We start from the raw sequence: 18,393 nt of genomic DNA, 5'->3' as shown, positions 1-18,393 counted from the left end.
ATCGTCAAACGCGCGCCGCAACCAGCGTCTGATGGCCGATCTCTGCGTGGTTGACGACCAGAGCCGCGCTCAAATTACCATTGAAATAATCGATAATATTGGCAGCGGCAGAAACGGCCATCCTTCGCCCGCACGCTTCCGTTAGCCCGGCGTTGTGGGGTGACAGGACTACCCGCTCGCAAGCAAAGAGCGGATTTCCGGAAACTGGCGGTTCCTCGGTGAAAACATCCAGCCCGGCAGCACCTATCCGATTTTCATTCAAAGCAGCGAGCAATGCCTTTTCATCGACCAGGCCACCCCGTGCCGTATTGATGAGGATCGCAGACGATTTCATCAAAGCCAGTTCGCGCTCTCCGATAAGTGCCTGAGAGCCAACCTTTGGTACATGGAGGGAAACCACGTCCGCGACGCGAAGACCGTCTTCCAAAGTATCAACAGGATGAACACCATGTGCTAGAATGCTTGACGGATCCTGAAATCGGTCATGTGCCAGGACATTCATTCCCAGTGCAGCGGCAATTTGCGCGAGACGGCGACCGATACGTCCAAAACCAACAATCAGCAATGTTCCGCCATCCAACTCGACTGCATCGAGCGAATTGCGATAGTTCCAATCGCCTTGCCGCATTTTCTGATCAAACAAAACGGTCCGACGTGCCGCCGAGAGCATGAGCATAGCCGCGTGTTCTGCAACCGCACGGGAATTCACGTCACCGACCACTGCCAGCGGGATTTGTCGCGCGTTAAGGGCCGCGACATCGACAGAGTCGTACCCAACGCCATGCCGGGATACAATTTTCAGATTGGGTGCTGCAGTGACAAACGCGGACGACAGCGGCTGCGTTCGGATGAGTAATGCATCTGCGGTTGGTAGATAGGGCTCGTAACTGGCTGCAGTGACATCTTCAACGTAATCGACTTCGATTCCCGGCGCATTTTGCAGGAGAGACAGCCCGTCCGCGTGGATCTTTCCAGCGACAACAACTCTTGGCATGCTCAATACCCTCCCCGGTCGAGCTTGTTTTCAGGAAGCGCGTCCGCCACGAGTTCCCTGAATTTTCTCACACTTGCATCGGCTGCCCCCGCCATAAGGCGAACGTCGTTCGAAACGGTGACCAGATCAAAGCCCCATCCAACGGCTTTTGCGGCATACTCCGCTGTTCCGTTGTGAAGAGCTGCGCGTTTACCCGCCTTGTGTGCGGTGTGGAGAATATGCTGGATCGCCGCAATCATTTCGGGCTCACTCCGATCGAAGCCGGGGGCATACTTCCTGCCTTGAAGTCCGAGCGTGAGGTCGGCTGGACCTATGTAAACACCGTCAAGTCCGGGCGTAGATAAAATGTCGTCAAGATTTTCATATGCCTGCGCGGTTTCGATCATCGCGAGGCAGATCATCTCGTCGTCGGCCTCGTTTGCATATCCCGTTCCGGTAGAGAACAGAGCCCGGCTGGGCCCGAAGCTGCGAACACCATGTGGCGGATAGCGGACGTAAGAAACCAGGCGCTCGGCTTCCTCCCTCGTGTTTATCATGGGGCAGATGACACCATAGGCGCCCGCGTCGAGCGCCTTCATGATGTCAGCTGGGTCGAGCCAAGGAACGCGAATAAGAGGTGCTACACCGCTTGCGCGCATGGCCTGCAACATCGGGACGGCGCCATCATAGCCAACGATCCCATGCTGCATGTCAATAGTGATTGAATCGTACCCTTGAGCGGCCATAATTTCCGCACTGAATGAACTCGCAATCGACAGCCAGCCATTGAGCACCGGCTTTCCATCGGCCCAGCGGCTTTTCACACCATTCTTGATCATTTGCGGATTCCTTAAACCATCATCTGTGAGAGCTTGACGTTGGAGTAGTCGAGAATTCCCTCGATGCCGCCCTCACGGCCCATCCCGCTTGCCTTGATTCCGCCGAAGGGAGCTTCTGCTGCTGCCAGGGCGAAGCTATTCACACCGACCATGCCCGCCTGCAGCCGGGCAACCGCATCACGGGCCCGCGCCGCATCCCGGCTGAAGACATAGGCAGAAAGCCCCATCTCCGATGCGTTGGCGCGCTCAATCACTTCATCCGTATTTGAGAAGGACGTGATTGCCGCAATTGGCCCGAAATTTTCCTCAGCAAGTGCCTTGGCATCGTCAGGCAAGCCCGTGATCACAGTAGGTTCGAAGAAGTATCCGGTATTCAGTTCAGCGGGACGGCGTCCGCCAGCAAGTATCTTTCCGCCCCTGTCACGCGCATCTGCAACGACTTCCTCAATAGCATTGATGCGCCGCTGATTGATCAAAGGCCCCATCTGCGTTGTCTCGTCGAGGCCATGGCCAAGCTTGAGCGCACGTGCGCGGGCGGCGAAGCCTTCTGCGAAAGAGTCATGCAGGGATTCGTGAACGTAAAACCGATCGGGCGTGACACACACCTGACCGCTATTGGCATATTTTGTGGGCACTGCAAGATCGAGCGCGCGCTCCAGATCAGCATCTTCGAAGACGATCATTGGAGCATTCCCGCCAAGTTCCATGCTCACACGCTTCACAGTTTGCGCACTGTCCCTGATCATTTGCTGTCCAACTTGCGTTGATCCGGTCAAAGACACTTTTCTGACAACGGCCGATGCCATTATCGGTCTGTAGGTATTGGCAGTAGGACCGATCAACAGGTTTGCCACACCCGCCGGGATTCCAGCTTCCCGAAGGCAGTCAAACATAATCATCGCGACGCCTGGCACCTCAACGGAGGGCCGTACAATTACGGTACACCCGGCCGCAAGAGCCGGCGCAACCTTGCGTGCTATCAAAGCTGCGGGAAAGTTCCACGCGGTAAAGGCTGCTACAACGCCAACTGGTTCATGGGTAACTTCAAGCCGTCCACCGGGCAATCTGCTTTCAATGATCCGACCGTAGATGCGGCGGGCTTCTTCCGCATACCAGCGAAATTGATCCACAGCGAGATTCCATTCACGGCCGGCCTGCGCAAAGGGTTTACCGGTCTCAAGCGTCATGCGCCGAGCCGCCTCGACTTCGCGGCGGATCATCGTGTCAGCAACTTTATGAAGTAGATCGGCACGTGCCCAGGCGGCTGTCTCGCGCCATTTGACCAGAGCCTGTTCGGCGGCAGCAATTGCTGATTGCGTGTCTTCCGCGCTTGCGGCAGGAACAATGCCGAGCACTTCTCCGTTACCCGGATCCGTGACTTCCGTGCTTGCCCCTTTCACCGGACCGGACCACGCGCCGTCGATGAAAAGCCCGTAAGATGTATACATGTCTCCTCCTCGCGGTGAAGGCCGTTTCGGCCTAGCGCCGTATGCAATTATTATTTCAAATTAGCAAATTAAGCAATTTTTATTGCTAGTCAAGTTATATTTGAATCGCAAATGCTGGGGATTTGCGCATCTGGGTTGCTACAACTTGTAAGTATAAAGTTTCACAGGGACAGCCCAGCCGTTCTGCCGAGGCGTCACAATGGCTGCCCTTGAGGCATGGGCAAACAGGATTCGTTATTAAACTATTATTGCAATATTTCATATACCGCAAGTTAAATTGCAAACCGCACCGTGACGCAAGCCGCAACCTTCAACCCGCAGGCACAATAGACATGACGTAATCCGCGATCAGCTTCAGCGACAAAAAGAGCAAGGTGATCTGAATCAGCAGATAGAAAATACCCTCGGGCAAAAGACGCGTCAGTTTGGCACCAACAAACGTTCCCGTAATTGCTGCCGGCAGCAACCATAATGCTAGCGTCGTATCAAACTTCGAGAACTGCTGGAGTTCCCAATAGGGTATTATCTTGGCAGCATTCACGATCGCGAAAAGAATGGTTGAAGTTCCTGCGAACTTCATCTTTTCAAGGTGCTGCGGTAGCACGTACATCTGAAACGGGGGCGCGCCGGAATGAGAGACGAAGCTGGTCAAGCCCGTGAGCGTACCCCAGAAGACGCCCCCGGGAATGTCTGCGGGCTTTACAGTCTTCCTGTATTTCGCGCCAAACCACGCGTTGAAACAGAACAGAATACCGACAAGCCCAACAAGCATTCCGATGAACAGACTTGAGAGGTTTGCGCTAAACATCCACCCTAACCCCACACCAGCGAGCGCTGCTGGCGTAAGGATCACGAGATTCCTGGCGGAATAATTTTTCCGATAGAGATATAGCCCGACCATATCGCTGATCACATAGAGTGGTAGCAACAAAGCTGCGGCTGTCACAGGCGATATGACCAAGGCCATAAGCGGCACAGCCAGTGTCCCGACCGATGGCAGGCCACCTTTCGACAAACCGACGAGAAACGATGCAACCACCGCAATCGCCAATATTGTTGGAGTATGCTCAATCATTCAGTTCATCCAGTCTCGCCGGGAAGCCCGCGCCAACTTCAAGATTAAAAAGCGTTCATACCGGGCGCGATGGCAGCCGAAGCTCCGTTCGTTGCCATGTTCGCAATGCGCTGACGATCTGTTCTGCAAGACAAGTCGCTACAAGTCCATCCCACGACGTTGATGCATCTTCTGAAACTTTTCCTAGCCGAAGCGCATCCACCCAGGCCTGACCTTGAACACGATATGCGTCCGCAAATCGAGGGATCCAGTTCGGCGGAAAGCCTGCCATTTCAGCATCGCCGCGTTTGCTATGCGTTAACGCCGGTTGCGCCAAGGAAACGGTGCCATTGGAGCAGACTGCCTCCGCTTGGACGTGATAGCCATAACTGGCATTCACGAAGACTTCTGCGGATACAACTGTGCCATTGTTCATTTCCAATATGAACAAAAGCGGGTCGGCAATACCGCTATTCCCAATACCGGCACAAGGGATGACAGTGGCCGAAATGAACTCAGCTGATAGCAACCACCGACAGATATCGATCTCGTGGACGAAGGCAGACGGATCGGCCGGATGGTTATGGGAAGCGCAGTACTCGACTTTCTCCCGCGATTTTCTTCTTCCATCACACAACCTCCACGGCAAGCCAAGTCCCATTCCGCGATGAGTTCTGGATGGTTTCAACCAGCGTTTGGATGCGTAGTCCGGCGCGGAAATTAAAAGGTTCGGGGCGAATGCCGGCGATGGCTTCCAGGTAGCCGGCGACCTCAATCGCCTTGAGGTCGTTAAACCCCAGCTGATGACCGGGCGCGACGCAAAAGCGACCGTAAGGCACGTGATCCGGCCCCGCCTCAATGCGCCGGAAGCCCTGTCTGCCCTTCGTATCGCCCGTTGAATAGTAATGCAGTTCATTGAAACGTTCTTGAGAAAAGGCCAGCGCCCCTTTAGTGCCGTAGACTTCAAAGTCATGCTGCATCTTTCGGCCTGTCGCGATCCAGTTTCCTTCAACGGAACCGCTGGCCCCGTTTTCGAACCGCAGGAAGGCGCGTCCAACATCATCCGTTTCAACTGATTGCATTTCGCCTTTTCCGTCTGGGCGGCTATCGATCATCGTAACGCAATCACCCATGACACGCGTAATCGGGCCGAGCAGGAATTCTGCTGTAGCCAAGGCGTGGCTGCCAATATCCGCCAGCGCACCACCACCTGCCGGGTTATGCCGGAAAGTAAACGGTCCGCTGGCATCAGCCATATAATCTTCCGCGTGAAGACCGCGATAGCCACGAATTTCCCCAAGTTCCCCACTGGCAATCATCTCACGCGCGAGACCAAGCATCGGATTGCAAAGGTAATTGAAGCCAACCTGCGTTTTTATCGACGCGCGTTCGGCCGCCTCGGCCATCTCCCGGGCGTCGGCGGCGAGTGGTGCCAACGGCTTTTCACAATAGACATGCTTTCCTGCAGCAATGGCTGCCAGAGCCATTTCTTTGTGGAAGGCATTAGGCGCGGTGATATCAATCACGTCGATCGAGGGATCGTGCACCATTCTGCGCCAATCGTCGGTTGCTTCCGCAAATCCAAGTGAGTCACGTGCTGCCTCAGCCTGAGCCATTGTGATATCGGCGATACATGCCAGTTCGATTTCATATGGCAGATCGAACACGCGCTGCGCCGCTGCAAAACCGAAGACATGGGTCTTGCCCATGAAGCCTGATCCAATGAGACCCAGCCGAAGTTTATTCTTCATGCTTTTTTTCCTTGAGATGATTGTAACGATGCCCGGCCAGGTCACCGTGCCACGCGGTGGCCTATCGCCGATATCGCCAAAGTGAGAAGCAACTGGCGGCTCCAAACCATGTTCAGTGGAGTTGCTTTACGCAGCTCGTTTTCCGGCCTGACTGAGCAACGCCTCTGTCAGTTTCTGTTTGGTCCACCCTTCCTGAACGGCTTGGGTAAGCAGGTCCTGTTGGGCTGGAGGAGCAAGTCCACCTAGAGGGGGATCGCTGTCCAGGTTTGTTGGAAATGGATAACCGTCCGCTGTTGCGGCAATGACGGCCTCGCGCGCGCGAGTTCCCAAGCTGGCGAGATAAGGAAATACGGCCAGGCACATTGCAGCCCTATCCAGTGTTTCCATGTGTTTTGCGAAGGGTGAAACCACCTGCAGAAGGTTCACAAGCCTGATCACATTCGATGTCTGGTTTGCACCCGCTGCGTGAAACAATGCAGGACTGAAAAAGATGACATCGCCTTTTTCAAGCGGAAGTTGAACGCAGTTAGCCTCAAAATAATCTCGAAACTCTTGTTGCGACGTAGCGAGATAGCCGGACAAATAGCGCTGGGAATGCGGCAGCAGTTTCGTCGTCCCGCTTTCCACTGGCATATCGCAGTGCGCAACCCCGCCCTGAAGAACGAGGCCTTGACCGAAAGCATGGACGTGGGCTGGAAACTGGCTCATCTGCTGCGTGGTCATGAAGCCAAGATGGAAGTCTCGGTGAACCGCCTGCGCTTTGCCGCCGGGGCGAACCTGATTGACCTGTGTTGCTATCTGGTAGCCTGGTCCCAACCAGGACCGGCACGCCAAATGGATGATCGGATTTGCCATGTAATGCGCATATACTTCGGGTGCACGCAGGCACAGCTTTTGCAGACTGTTCCAGATGCGATCGTTCGCGCCAGTTGCCGCAAAATGATCGCCTATCGCTGCACCCTGCGCACGTTCCTCGGCAATGATCATCTGGAAAACACTCGTCGCCATATCGAGAACCTTAGTATCAGCAAAGGCTCCCCGAATGACGATCACCCCGGGACCTTGTCCAATGGCACGCACCCATTCCGGGCCATGGACATCGTCCACGTCCTTCCCCTCGTAAATTGGAATTTTGGAGATAATCTCACGCGCCAGCGGATAGTCGGCTGCCAAAGTATCAGTTTCCACCTCTGACCGAAAATCGGAAAGATTTGTCTTCATTATCGGCTCCTCCTCAGCCCACACTTTTTAAGTTCCCTTACAAGAGCGCCTTCACGGTCGCTTTCATGGGCTTCATTCACCTGTTCAAGGATCGCAAAAAACCGTAGCTACGTTGTCGTTGTAACGACTGATTGGACCTCGACCCGAAAGAGTTCCACTACTCCCTATCCTTAATGCAATATTTTTTGCAAGTTTCTTGATTTGTCAATATTTATTTTGTAACAATCCAGCATGCGGGAGAATGGCGATGCACGATTGCGGCAATCTGATAGCTGGCTCGTAAGGGCTTAACCCTCTAAAGATTTACACCAATCAAGTATGGAAATTGTGTCGGAGTAAGAAATGAAGGCCAAACTTGGGATAGCCCCCATTGCATGGTGGAACGACGACTTAGCCGAGTTGAGCGGGGATATTTCCCTGGAGGGCTGTTTGGCGGAAGCGCGTCAAGCGGGCTTTACCGGAATGGAAACCGGCAGGCGGTTCCCGATGGATGCGTCGATCCTTGGACCAATTCTCCAGCAACATGGAATAAGTGTCTGCGGTGGTTGGTTTTCCGGGCAACTGCTTGATGGAGATATCGCAGCTGAAAAAGAACGCATCGCCGAGCAGATGGCATTGTTCAAGGCAATGAATGCACCCTGCATCGTTTATGGCGAAACAGCGGGCACCATTCAGGGTGATCGCAATGCCCCGCTTTCGACGAAGCGGAAACTGTCTGAAGACCAGATCAAGGTTTACGGCCGCAAAATGACGGAATTTGGTGAATGGTGTGCGGATCAGGGAATGCCGATCTCATACCATCATCATATGGCTGCGCCGATTGAAACGGAAGAAGAACTGGACCTGCTCATGAAGCACTCGGGCGAAGGCCTGCCGCTTCTGTTCGATGCAGGGCATATGGCATTTGCCGGTGGTGAAGTACTTCGGGTGATCGACAAACATCATAACCGCATTTCTCATGTCCATACGAAAGATGTGCGGATGGATGTAATCAACGCGCTGGACCGCACAAAAGAGAGTTTCCTCGACGCGGTCGTAAAAGGTGCATTCACAGTACCCGGAGATGGCACACTCGACTTTGTTGCGATTGTCAAAAAGTTGGCGGCCTATGGCTATGAAGGTTGGTTTGTAGTCGAAGCCGAACAGGACCCGATCCAAAACCCGCCGTTGAAGATGGCTCAAATAGGACACCAAGAACTCATGCGGGTGATGAATTTAGCGGGATACGAAGTTGAATAGGAAATGCAAACAAAGAACAGTTCCTTTGTAAATGCCGATAATCGGCAGATTGGGGTGGTTTTGATCGGAGATAAAAAATTCCATTCATAATGACGGAACCTCAAGACGATCTTCTTGAGATCGCGCTTAGCCTCACTGCCCGAACGTGACGGATTGGTCCGACATATGGGGCGGTGTTCGATGGTCTGGTGCCTGAGTAGTTTGGCATACCGCTCTCCATGCGTAAAGGCGGCTCTGACGAACCGCCTTTACGCATGTATTAGGCTAGGACCGTTTTTGAGACGGAAGATTGCCAATGGATATCAATATCCTTGGTTATAATGACGATGACCATGTCGATAATCACGATTACCGCGATGACCATTCCAATTGCCGTGACGATCGCGACGGTTGTCATAGTGTGGACGGCGACGATCACTGCGATCCCATCCATGACGATTATGCGAGCGACGATCGTTATAATGTAGTCGGCGCTTTTCCTGGTATTGGACCTGCTCGATGTTGCTTACCGCTGGCGTCGCTTGTTGTAAAACGGGACCAGCAAACGATGAGACCACCGAAGTAAGACCAACCAGTGCGACGATGAAACCGCCGGTAATTAGCGAAACAAGTTTTTTCATGATATCTCCTATCAATACGATAATGAGCTACCTGCATCTTTGTTCCTTGTTGCCGCGGGAAAAGAATCGTTAGCTCCTCGCCTGCACTTCAAAGTATACTGCAATCCTAGCCGGATTGAGCGGCATCACTCGGTGCGCTGATTGAACGTCTCGCGGACTGAAAGAGCTTAAGCATCAATCTATTTTTCCTTGAACGGCTAGCGTCGCCTTGCCATTTGAAGCGGTATTTACAGTCATGAGCCCGAACCCGGCCACCGATATCACGTCGTACCGCTACAAGGCCAATGAACATTAAACGGGCACAGATATACGGATAAGAGAAGCGATTTTAAATATTGTAGAATTTCCATTGCTACTAATCCAAGCACGTGAAATCCTTCACCGTTTCGACGTCAAGCTCATCCTAAAAATATATGGGCTATATACGTTTTTTCAAGCTTGGAGAGGCTGCAATATCTGTGCCCATTTAATGTTCAGAGCCAGGATCCTTCGTCGAGCCTGACCAGAGAGAAACTGCGCCATGCATTGGCCGCCGGGCGCTCCTGAGCAACGGCTCCCTCTTGGCAGCAGGCTTTCTTAGAGCGTCCCACCTGACAAAGTCAGCTTACCGCAGGCGCTAGTCATGGCTAAAATGTGAAAGAGGATAAAATGAAGAGACTAGCTTCCGGTGCCAATTATGTTCGATACGGTCTCGGCAAGATCGCAGTGATCGCGCTGCGGGATGGCTATATCGATATGCCCACCAGACGCTTGCGCCAAACGGGAAACCAACCGTTCAAAGACCTTCCCGACCAAGTGGAATTGGTCGGTGGAAAGCTTCGACTGTCCGTTAACGCATTTCTGATTGTTGACGGCGACGAGCATATTCTGATCGATACGGGAGCGTCGAACTCTTTGGGCCCGACGATGGGCGAACTTCTTCGCGCACTCGGGGACGCCGGTGTCAAACGTGAAAAAATCGGCACGATCGCATTGACGCACACTCACGAAGATCACGCCCATGGTTTGGTGGCTGCGGATGGTTCGGATGCGTTCCCAAATCTCCAGCGGCTTTTCGTTCCAAGAGCCGAAATCCCGCTATTCGACAAGATCGGGAGGGTTGCCCGGTTCCGCGAGCTTCGCGCACGGATCGACGATGGTTTCAAGCTAAGCCCGAGCGTCACGGCCGTAGGCGCCCCCGGCCACGAGGTCGGCCACACCACATACGAAATATCGAGCGCCGGCGAAACGCTGATCATCTGGGGAGACATTGTCCACGTACAGTCGATCCAGTTCGACAGGCCGGAACTGACATGGGAGTATGATGCCGACCAGGATATGGCCCGTTCCAGCCGTTTATCGATGCTACGCCTTGCCACACGTCCGAACGTATATGTGGCTGGAGCACATCTTGACTCTCCGGGTGTTGGCAAAGTGAGCGAGAACGGCTCGACATTCAGCTACGTTCCACTATAGAATCGCTGAGACCCACCCGAGCGTGGTAGGCTCAATTCTACTTTAGAAGACACCAATCGCGACGCCTGGTGACCGCAGTGCGCCGTCGCCATCCTTGCCGGAATCCGAGCCTTGATTTCGAACCGGGTGGATCGTCTTCGAATAGGTCTTGGGTTGCCATCGATCAACCCCGGGGTAACAGCCGCTAGCTTCGAAAAATTCCGGTGAAGAGTGCGGCGCAATCATTCCGGTTCACCAGTTTTTGCCGACAATATTACTGTTCGGGGGCGATTGACGACCTGTACAACCTCGGCAGTTGTTAGGACACGATCAATTTGGCGTGTCGTTTCAAGTACGGCGCATCTTCCATCAACAGTCGCAGGGCGGGTAAATGAGCTCGAGAACAGACCCTTGTAATATCCATACATCACACGTAGGATGTGGTGTATTGTAAAAATTTCTCTCCATTTTTTTCCGTTTATGAAAGTTAAACTCCTTGCGGGATCATCTCGACCAAACCGATCGTCGTCTCGTCAAACTGCTTTCACAGGATGCGCAGCTCGGCATTACGCGGCTCGCTGAGATGATGGAGATATCGGTGCCGACAGTACGGACGCGGCTGCGCAATCTGCTTGACCGGAACCTTCTCAAGATCACAGGACTGCTGAACCTGACCGAGCGTCCGGAACTGATTTCAGCCATTGTCGGCGTCAATGCACAAGGGCGTGGCCGGGCGCGGGAGATCGCGCGGCGCATTGCAGAACTACCCTTTGTCAATTCTGCATCCGTCGTGACAGGACGGTTCGATATTATTGTCGACGTTGTCGTTGCCGGGGATGTCGCTGACCTTTATCGGGTCACCAGCGAATTGATCCCTGCTGTTGGTGATCTGGGAGAGATCGTCCGTACGGAAACCTTCGTGGTGATGGCGTCGTGCAACAAATGGGTCAATCTGCCGGAAGGATGCTGGTCCGAAAGCACAGAGGTACCGGTAAGCGAATAGAGGATCTGAAAGATCCTGTCCGAGAAGATAGGACCCATACCAAGAACGTCTAAAAATGGACGGACATATAACAAGGAGGAACCAGGAATGAAGATTGCCAAGTTGTTTGTCGCAGGTCTTGCGATGCTCACCGCTGCCGGCGCCGCGAGTGCCGGAACGCTCGACGATATCGTCAAGCGTGGAGAATTGCGTGTCGCAGTACAGACACAAGGTCCACCCTTTTCCATGGTTGACCAAGCCGGCAAACGCACAGGAAGTTCCGTGGAGCTTGCTGAGCTGATGGCAAAGGAAATGGGCGTGAAAATCAGTTTTCTCGACTTTGACTGGGATGGGCTTATTCCGGCGCTCCTTTCCGGCAAGGCCGATCTGCTGGTGGCGGACATGACCCCGACCCTGCCGCGCGCCATGAAAGTCGCCTTCACCAAACCTTTCATGTTTACGGGCAGTACCGTTTTTGCGAAAGCAGGCAGTAAGTTCACCACGATCGACTCCTGCAAGGCAGCAGGCACCAAAATCGCGGTATTGCTGGGTGCTACCGGAGAAAAGGTCGCCAAGGCTACATTCCCCGATGCTGACATCAAGAGTTACAAGGGTGGCGGCCCTCTCCTCCTCGATGCCGTCAACAACGGTCAGGCCGATTGCGGCGTCAACGATGTCTCCGCTGTAAAGGGCCAATCGGCCGCATATCCGGCCGGGACCTTCACAGTCATGCCGGAAATGCTGTCGAAAGAGCCTTTGGCCTTTGCCACGCGTTACGACGAGCAGGACCTCCTCATCTGGATGAATCTGTTTCTTGATCAGGTCGCCATTGACGGTCGCCTCCAGAAAAATCTGGATTACTGGGTTAACTCGGACGCCTGGAAGAAGGATCACTAGGCAGGGATAGATTTGGGTGGCCGTGAGCCGGTTCTTTAACCTGTTCGGGGCCACCCGTCTGCCGGATCATCATTTGCACAGTCGCCTGAGGGATCATCCCGGACATGCTTGAAAATTTCAGCTTCCGTACCATTGCCGAGTACCTGCCGCTGTTCGCACACGGCTTCCTTGCCACGCTTTGGTTGTCCGTCGTTTCCTTTGCCGGCGCACTTGCGGTTGGGATTGTGCTTTGCGCAATGAATTTGCAACGCTCGCGCTTGTCGAAAGTTCCGGCAAAGATCTATATCGATGCTATCCGTGCAACCCCGCTGCTGGCGCAGCTTTATTTCCTTTATTTTGGTTTGCCGCGACTGGGTATCGTACTGCCGGAACTCGTTGTCGGCATTCTTGCTCTGTCGTTGAACAGCGGAGCTTACATCGCCGAGATCATCCGGGCGGGCATCCTTTCGATCTCTCGCGGGCAGGTAGAAGCAGGTATTGCATCCGGTATGACTTACACGCAGCGCATGCGCCTCGTGGTCCTGCCCCAGGCTTTTCGCGTGACCATCCCTCCTCTCCTTGGCCAAGCCATTGTGCTGGTGAAGGATTCCGCGCTGCTGTCCCTGATTTCCGTTTCCGAACTGACCCGTGCCGGGCAGCTTCTTGCTTCTGACCGCTTCATGCCGGCGGAGGGCTTTATAACAACCGCAGCGTGTTATCTCATCCTCTATTATGGATTGAAGGGTCTGGCGGCCCTGTCAGGGCGTTGGCTTGGTTCGCAGCCGATGAGGAGCCGAACATGATCTGGCAACAATTCCAAAGTCTCATCGGGAGCTATCCGCTGGCTTTGCGGGGCCTTGGCATGACTGTGACGCTGTCATTGATCAGTCTTGTTCTGGGCACGTTCATCGGCTTTGCCCTCGGTATAGTGCGGACAGGGGGCAATCAGTTGATCAGTCGGATGATTGGCGCTTGGGTCGATCTGATACGTGGAACTCCATTCCTCGTGCAGATTTTTCTGATTTTCTTCATCCTACCGGAACTGGGCATTGAGCTTGATGCTTTCACAGCTGGTATCATTGCACTGTCCAACCTTGCGGCCTGCTTCATTTGCGAAATCGTTGCCGCCGGTATCCGCGCCGTTCCAACCGGCCAGGTCGAGGCATCCCTTGCCTCGGGCCTGTCGCGCTGGCAACGCATGCGGCAAGTCGTGTTACCGCAAGCAATGCGAATGTCTTTGCCACCACTGGTGGGGCAATATGTTCTTCTTATCAAGGATTCCTCTGTCGTCTCCGCAATCGGCTTGACCGACCTCACCCGAGTTGGCTGGCTGGTGGTACAACGGGTACCCAATGGGCTGCTCGTGTTCGCCATTGTCGGCGTTGGCTATTTCATCGTTTGCTATCCGCTCATCTTGCTTGCCCGCAAACTTGAACGTCGCATGGGAACGGCTCATGGCGAGGTACAATTGTGAATTCTGGCAGATACACCATCAAAGAAAGTACCAGGCATGATTGAGTTTCGCGGTGTCAACAAATGGTTTGGAGCACTGCATGTGCTCAAAGATATCACCCTCAGCATTGAACCGCGCGAGGTTGTGGTGGTATGCGGACCAAGCGGTTCTGGCAAAAGCACCTTGATCCGCTGCGTCAACGGTCTTGAGACCACAAAGGACGGTGATCTCATCGTCGACGGTCAACGCGTCGGCGATCCGACAACGAACATGACCGATCTGCGTGCCGAAATTGGCTTTGTGTTCCAATCCTTCAATCTCTATCCGCACAAAACTGCATTGGAGAATGTTACACTCGCGCCGATTCACGTGCGGAAAATCGCTCGTTCGACCGCCGAAGCGGCTGGGCGTGAGTTACTCGCAAGAGTTGGGCTCGCCGACAAGTTCAAAGCTTACCCATCTGAGCTCTCCGGCGGACAACAACAGCGGGTCGCTATTGCCCGTTGCCTTTGCATGCGACCCAAGATCATGCTGTTTGATGAACCGACATCAGCCCTCGACCCCGAGATGATCAGCGAAGTGCTCGACGTCATGGTCAGCGTAGCCGAAGAAGGAATGACCATGATGGTTGTCACCCACGAAATGGGTTTCGCGCGCAAGGTCGCACAGCGCGTCGTGTTCATGGATGCCGGGGCCATTGTGGAAAGTGGTACACCGGAAGAGTTTTTCTCTCATCCAACGACCGATCGCAGCCGTGCCTTTCTCAGCAAGATCCTGCGCCACTGATATATTCATCAGTTTCCTTATGGTGGACTGGAAACATTGGAGGTCAAGACATATTTCGCAGCTCGGCCAAAGAGCCCTTTGACCGCGAATGGCGCCTGCAATACTGTTAAGTGTGTCTAAAGCATGGATGAGCGATGAGACGCTTCAACGAAGTCCTGCTTACTGGCGAACTTCAAGGAAGCCTTCGGATTCCGCACGATCCAACGGAAATTGGCATTGTCGTTCTCGGCTGGTCAGGCGTCTGTTCGCTGTCCAGCGTGCCAAATTTCTTGCAGCCAATGGTACGATGGCTGTTACAGTTCGATATTCTGGTGGGGACGGCCAGCATCCGGCTTTGTTGCAAACTCTTCATCAAGACGACTGCGCTATGATGCTGGCTTTCAACGAGCCGGGATGTGATTCAGCCTTACAGAGAGCAAGAGAACTGCGCCCGCGCCTGCGTGGAAGCTGTAGGACATGATTGCAATTGCTCCTGTATGGGGAAAAACCATAGTGCTGGTGTTCACCGTAGCTGGTTCGAAGTATCGGAGACATCCGGCAGACGGGCGGCCTGCCGGATCCGGCGATCAGTAGTCGCTAATCTTCTTCATGTAGCGGCGGGCTTCCAGCATGGTCTGGTTGCGGTGTGCGGCGAGCTTATAGGCGAATTTCCAGAGAGCATCGAAAAAGATGAGAGGCACCAGATAGCCTTGGAACTGTTCGTCGATTCCAGCAAGATCCAGATCCTTGGCATCGAGCACCAGTATGTTGTCCTTGTCCCCGAAACGATAGAGGAAGTCGCGTGCCCGCTCCTCCAAGCGACGGGTCTCGTCGAGGCCGATCATTGTGATGAAGCATGTATCCTTGTCGACGACTTCGAACGGTCCATGGAAGAATTCGTTGGCATGGATAGCCTGCGAATTGATCCACTGCATTTCCATCAAAACACAGATTGCAAAGGAATAGGCGGCACCATAGTTCGCGCCGCTCGCCGTCGTATAGATCACATCGCGATCCTTGAAACGCTCGGCAAAGGTCGTGAACAGATCGGCGTACCGCACATGCGCCGCCTCGATGGCCGGCTGCAGGTTGCTGAGGCTCCTTAGCAGAGAAGGCAGATAGTCGGCTCCGTCGGCAATCTTTACCAGGCCGGCGAGCAGCATGTAGAGGATGGCGTAGTTGCTATCTGCAGCGTCGATGGCAATGCCTGTCGTGTAGGACGCTTGGTAACGCAGCACGAAATCGGCCGCATCGGCGAGCGGCGATGACGGATCGAGCGTCATGCCGATCACGGTTGCACCCTTTTCCTTGGCATGTCTGGCGGCGCGCACGGTCTCGCGGGTTGTTCCCGTCTGCGAGCATAGGATGACGATGGCGTCGGCATCGAGTTTCATCGGATCGCGGCAGACGAATTCATCGCCATTGTAAACATCTGACGTGATGGTCTTTGAATGGCGGTCGAGAAAATACTTGCCCGGATGCATGATGGACAGCGAGCCGCCGCAGGCGACAAGAAAGACTTGGGAAACAGGCTTTTTCGCGAGCGCCTCAAGCGCTTTGGCGATATCCGGACTAAGGGTAGCTTTCATAGAATCCTCTTGGGTATTGGCGCCGTCGCGGCGCTGCTTTTGAAATCCGGCTGTCGAACATTCTTCCTGTCCTGGCGCGGTTGGAAGCGCTGCCGGAGGGCATTTTCATTCCGACATTGCTACCAACCGTCCCGATCATCGTTCGCGTTGACAGCTTTTACGCAATGTGCGAACGTTCTCACAACTTGTCAATCGGAAAGACTCCAGATGATCAAAATTGCTGCGATGGGCGACAATGTCGTTGATTGCTACATTTCCAAAGGCGCGATGTTTCCCGGCGGAAACTGCCTCAACGTTTCCGTGTTTATCCGGCGTTTTGGCGGATACTCAACCTATATCGGAGCCATTGGCCAAGACGCAGCAGGCAAACTGATAGAGGCCGCGCTCCTTGATGAGGGCGTGGATCTGACGAGGCTGCGCATCCTTGACGGACCGACTGCATATTGCATCATCGGCCATCGCGATGCCGACCGGGTCTTTGTGCGCGCTGACCTCGGCGTATCGATGTTTTCACCGGTCGATAACGATATCGCGTTCCTCAAGGATTTCACAGCCGTGCATATCGGGCAATCGAGCGGGCTGGACAACCATGTTGCGGCGGCGGCGGCACAGACATTGCTGTCCTATGATTTCTCGACCCGCCGCGATCCCGGTCATCGCCGCGCGATTGCGCCCCATTGTTTCCTGGCATCGGTCTCCGGCGGCGACCTGACGAGCGACGAGGCGGTGGCCGTGGCAACCGAGCTCCGTGCGGGGGGCGCAAAATGGGCTCTGATCACACGTGGTAGCAAGGGCGCGATACTTCTGGGAGCTGAAGGCCAGTTCGAGGTTCCCGCCTCCCCCGCCGAACTGGTCGATACACTCGGCGCCGGCGACACCTTTATTGCACGCACGCTTTACGGACTGGTTGCGGGTGAGACGCCTCAGATTCTGCTCTCGGCAGCCGCAATCGCAGCCGCCGAAACATGCCGCTATTTCGGGGCCGTCGGCCATGGCGCGCCGATCGCACTTTCGGGGGACGTGCCGGAGCTTCAGACTCTTTCGGCCTGAGGCGCCGTGACCGAACCGCGCAGCGCCAGCCTGTGCTTCAACACCTGGTGCTGCTCTTCGCCACACTCCCCGCCGATCCGCGCGAGAATGAGGCGGGCGGAAGCCTCTCCCATCTCGGTCAAGGGCTGCGCGATCGCCGTGATGCCAGGCTTCAGGAAGCTCATCCAGTCGAGATCGTCAAAGCAGATCAGTGAAAGGTCTGTCGGGATCTGCAGGTCGAGCGAGGTGACCGCATCCATTGCAACAGCCGACATCAATCCGTCTGCGGTAAACAGCGCCGTTGGCCTATCGGGACGCGAAAGAAGGTCCATCGTCGCCGTTCTTGCCGCCGTCACCGAATAGGTTCCCACCCGGCCGATGAGGCTGCGGTCGATCGAAAGTCCAGCCGCACGGTGCGCCTCAATATAGCCAAACAAGCGTTGCCAGCTGGGAAACAGGCTTGCGGGATCGATCGATCCCTCGATGACCCGGTCGATGAAAGTTGCCATATCCCCGAATTCCCAGCGCTCCAACTCGGCCACCATGCCGATCCGGCGGTGGCCCGCGGCAAGCAACTGCGCGACACTCTCGCTCGCCGCCCCGCGGTTGTCTAATGTCACCGAATCGGCAGGAAGCCCATTGACGCGTCGGTCTATCTGGACGATCGGGCAGCCTGAGGCAGCGGCAGCATGCAGATGGTGCGAAGCGGATGTGTCGCAAGGTGCGACGATCAATCCATCGATCTGTTTTTCGAGCAGCAGTTGCACAGCTTCGAGCTCGCGCTCCAGTAGTTCGTCGCTGTTGGTCAGCAGTACACCGAAGCCCTGGGCACGTGCAACGTCGGCGATCCCTCGCAGGATGCTGGCATAAAACGGGCTTTGGATATCGCCTGCGACGACGCCGATTGTCTTGGTTTTGCCAGTGATCAGGCTGCGGGCGAGCAAGTTGGGACGGTAACCCAAAGCCTCGGCGCTGCGGCGCACCCTTTCCTTGTTTTCCTCGCTGGTATAACCGTAACCGCCCAGAACGCGGCCCGCCGTTGCTGTGCTCACTCCAGCCCGCTTCGCAACTTCGGTAATCGTCACTTTGTCAGCGCGTTTGTCTGCCATTCCACTTTCCC

General features: G+C 54.7%; 18 protein-coding genes. 8 read left to right on the top strand and 10 right to left on the bottom strand.

Going from position 1 to position 18,393, the window contains the following annotated elements; genetic code table 11:
• Nucleotides 1–4: 4 nt before the first annotated feature.
• From ACZ5FP_RS27095 to ACZ5FP_RS27065, 7 genes are all read right to left on the bottom strand, one after another.
• Complete coding sequence (locus tag ACZ5FP_RS27095) at nucleotides 5–994, bottom strand: hydroxyacid dehydrogenase (RefSeq protein ID WP_464665093.1); 990 nt, start codon at nucleotides 992–994, stop codon at nucleotides 5–7.
• A gap of 2 nt (nucleotides 995–996) precedes the next feature.
• Nucleotides 997–1,812, bottom strand: a complete 816-nt coding sequence (locus ACZ5FP_RS27090) for an HpcH/HpaI aldolase family protein (protein ID WP_464665091.1) — start codon at nucleotides 1,810–1,812, stop codon at nucleotides 997–999.
• 11 nt (nucleotides 1,813–1,823) lie between these two features.
• Nucleotides 1,824–3,260, bottom strand: a complete 1,437-nt coding sequence (locus ACZ5FP_RS27085; RefSeq protein ID WP_464665089.1) for an NAD-dependent succinate-semialdehyde dehydrogenase — start codon at nucleotides 3,258–3,260, stop codon at nucleotides 1,824–1,826.
• Between the two features lie 310 nt (nucleotides 3,261–3,570).
• Nucleotides 3,571–4,335: a sulfite exporter TauE/SafE family protein gene (locus tag ACZ5FP_RS27080; protein WP_464665087.1), complete on the bottom strand. Its 765-nt coding sequence runs from the start codon at nucleotides 4,333–4,335 to the stop codon at nucleotides 3,571–3,573.
• Between the two features lie 55 nt (nucleotides 4,336–4,390).
• Entirely contained in the window at nucleotides 4,391–4,975 is a 585-nt protein-coding gene (locus ACZ5FP_RS27075; protein WP_464665086.1) for a Gfo/Idh/MocA family protein, read from the bottom strand.
• Nucleotides 4,944–6,065 (bottom strand): Gfo/Idh/MocA family protein, encoded by a 1,122-nt coding sequence (locus ACZ5FP_RS27070; protein ID WP_464665084.1) that lies wholly within the window; start codon nucleotides 6,063–6,065, stop codon nucleotides 4,944–4,946. The genes ACZ5FP_RS27075 and ACZ5FP_RS27070 overlap by 32 nt, the downstream gene beginning before the upstream one ends.
• 126 nt (nucleotides 6,066–6,191) lie before the next feature.
• A complete protein-coding gene (locus ACZ5FP_RS27065) occupies nucleotides 6,192–7,286 on the bottom strand; it encodes a phytanoyl-CoA dioxygenase family protein (RefSeq protein ID WP_464665082.1) in 1,095 nt (364 codons plus the stop codon).
• A 342-nt stretch (nucleotides 7,287–7,628) separates the two neighbouring features.
• Between ACZ5FP_RS27065 and iolE the strand changes: the two genes are divergently transcribed.
• Nucleotides 7,629–8,525, top strand: a complete 897-nt coding sequence (gene iolE, locus ACZ5FP_RS27060; RefSeq protein ID WP_464665081.1) for a myo-inosose-2 dehydratase — start codon at nucleotides 7,629–7,631, stop codon at nucleotides 8,523–8,525.
• A 302-nt stretch (nucleotides 8,526–8,827) separates the two neighbouring features.
• Here the strand turns inward: iolE and ACZ5FP_RS27055 are convergent, their stop codons facing one another.
• On the bottom strand, nucleotides 8,828–9,145 hold the full coding sequence (locus tag ACZ5FP_RS27055; protein ID WP_464665079.1) for a hypothetical protein: 318 nt from the start codon (nucleotides 9,143–9,145) through the stop codon (nucleotides 8,828–8,830).
• Between the two features lie 648 nt (nucleotides 9,146–9,793).
• Between ACZ5FP_RS27055 and ACZ5FP_RS27050 the strand changes: the two genes are divergently transcribed.
• The 6 genes from ACZ5FP_RS27050 (at nucleotide 9,794) to ACZ5FP_RS27025 (ending at nucleotide 14,676) form a co-directional block, all read left to right on the top strand.
• The gene (locus ACZ5FP_RS27050; protein ID WP_464665077.1) at nucleotides 9,794–10,600 is read left to right on the top strand and encodes an MBL fold metallo-hydrolase; all 807 of its coding nucleotides are present in this window, start codon (nucleotides 9,794–9,796) and stop codon (nucleotides 10,598–10,600) included.
• A gap of 475 nt (nucleotides 10,601–11,075) precedes the next feature.
• Nucleotides 11,076–11,582: an AsnC family transcriptional regulator gene (locus ACZ5FP_RS27045; RefSeq protein WP_464665075.1), complete on the top strand. Its 507-nt coding sequence runs from the start codon at nucleotides 11,076–11,078 to the stop codon at nucleotides 11,580–11,582.
• Between the two features lie 87 nt (nucleotides 11,583–11,669).
• Nucleotides 11,670–12,458 carry an ABC transporter substrate-binding protein gene (locus ACZ5FP_RS27040; protein WP_464665073.1) on the top strand — a complete coding sequence of 263 codons (789 nt, stop codon included), beginning with the start codon at nucleotides 11,670–11,672 and terminating at the stop codon, nucleotides 12,456–12,458.
• Between the two features lie 104 nt (nucleotides 12,459–12,562).
• A complete protein-coding gene (locus ACZ5FP_RS27035) occupies nucleotides 12,563–13,240 on the top strand; it encodes an amino acid ABC transporter permease (protein ID WP_464665071.1) in 678 nt (225 codons plus the stop codon).
• Nucleotides 13,237–13,911, top strand: coding sequence for an amino acid ABC transporter permease (locus ACZ5FP_RS27030; RefSeq protein WP_464665070.1), 675 nt, complete (start codon nucleotides 13,237–13,239; stop codon nucleotides 13,909–13,911). Before ACZ5FP_RS27035 ends, ACZ5FP_RS27030 begins: the two co-directional genes overlap by 4 nt.
• 36 nt (nucleotides 13,912–13,947) lie before the next feature.
• A complete protein-coding gene (locus tag ACZ5FP_RS27025) occupies nucleotides 13,948–14,676 on the top strand; it encodes an amino acid ABC transporter ATP-binding protein (protein WP_464665068.1) in 729 nt (242 codons plus the stop codon).
• Between the two features lie 566 nt (nucleotides 14,677–15,242).
• On the opposite strand, the gene ACZ5FP_RS27020 is transcribed toward ACZ5FP_RS27025, so the two are convergent.
• On the bottom strand, nucleotides 15,243–16,244 hold the full coding sequence (locus ACZ5FP_RS27020) for an SIS domain-containing protein (RefSeq protein WP_464665066.1): 1,002 nt from the start codon (nucleotides 16,242–16,244) through the stop codon (nucleotides 15,243–15,245).
• Between the two features lie 207 nt (nucleotides 16,245–16,451).
• Between ACZ5FP_RS27020 and ACZ5FP_RS27015 the strand changes: the two genes are divergently transcribed.
• The gene (locus ACZ5FP_RS27015) at nucleotides 16,452–17,294 is read left to right on the top strand and encodes a PfkB family carbohydrate kinase (protein WP_464665064.1); all 843 of its coding nucleotides are present in this window, start codon (nucleotides 16,452–16,454) and stop codon (nucleotides 17,292–17,294) included.
• On the opposite strand, the gene ACZ5FP_RS27010 is transcribed toward ACZ5FP_RS27015, so the two are convergent.
• Entirely contained in the window at nucleotides 17,276–18,382 is a 1,107-nt protein-coding gene (locus ACZ5FP_RS27010; protein ID WP_464665063.1) for a LacI family DNA-binding transcriptional regulator, read from the bottom strand. The genes ACZ5FP_RS27015 and ACZ5FP_RS27010 overlap by 19 nt on opposite strands.
• Nucleotides 18,383–18,393: the final 11 nt, after the last annotated feature.

The sequence above is a fragment of the Phyllobacterium sp. T2-21 genome, from assembly GCF_055378485.1.
Note: the sequence above shows the minus strand (reverse complement) of the source record. Positions and strands in the feature narration are given on the sequence as shown.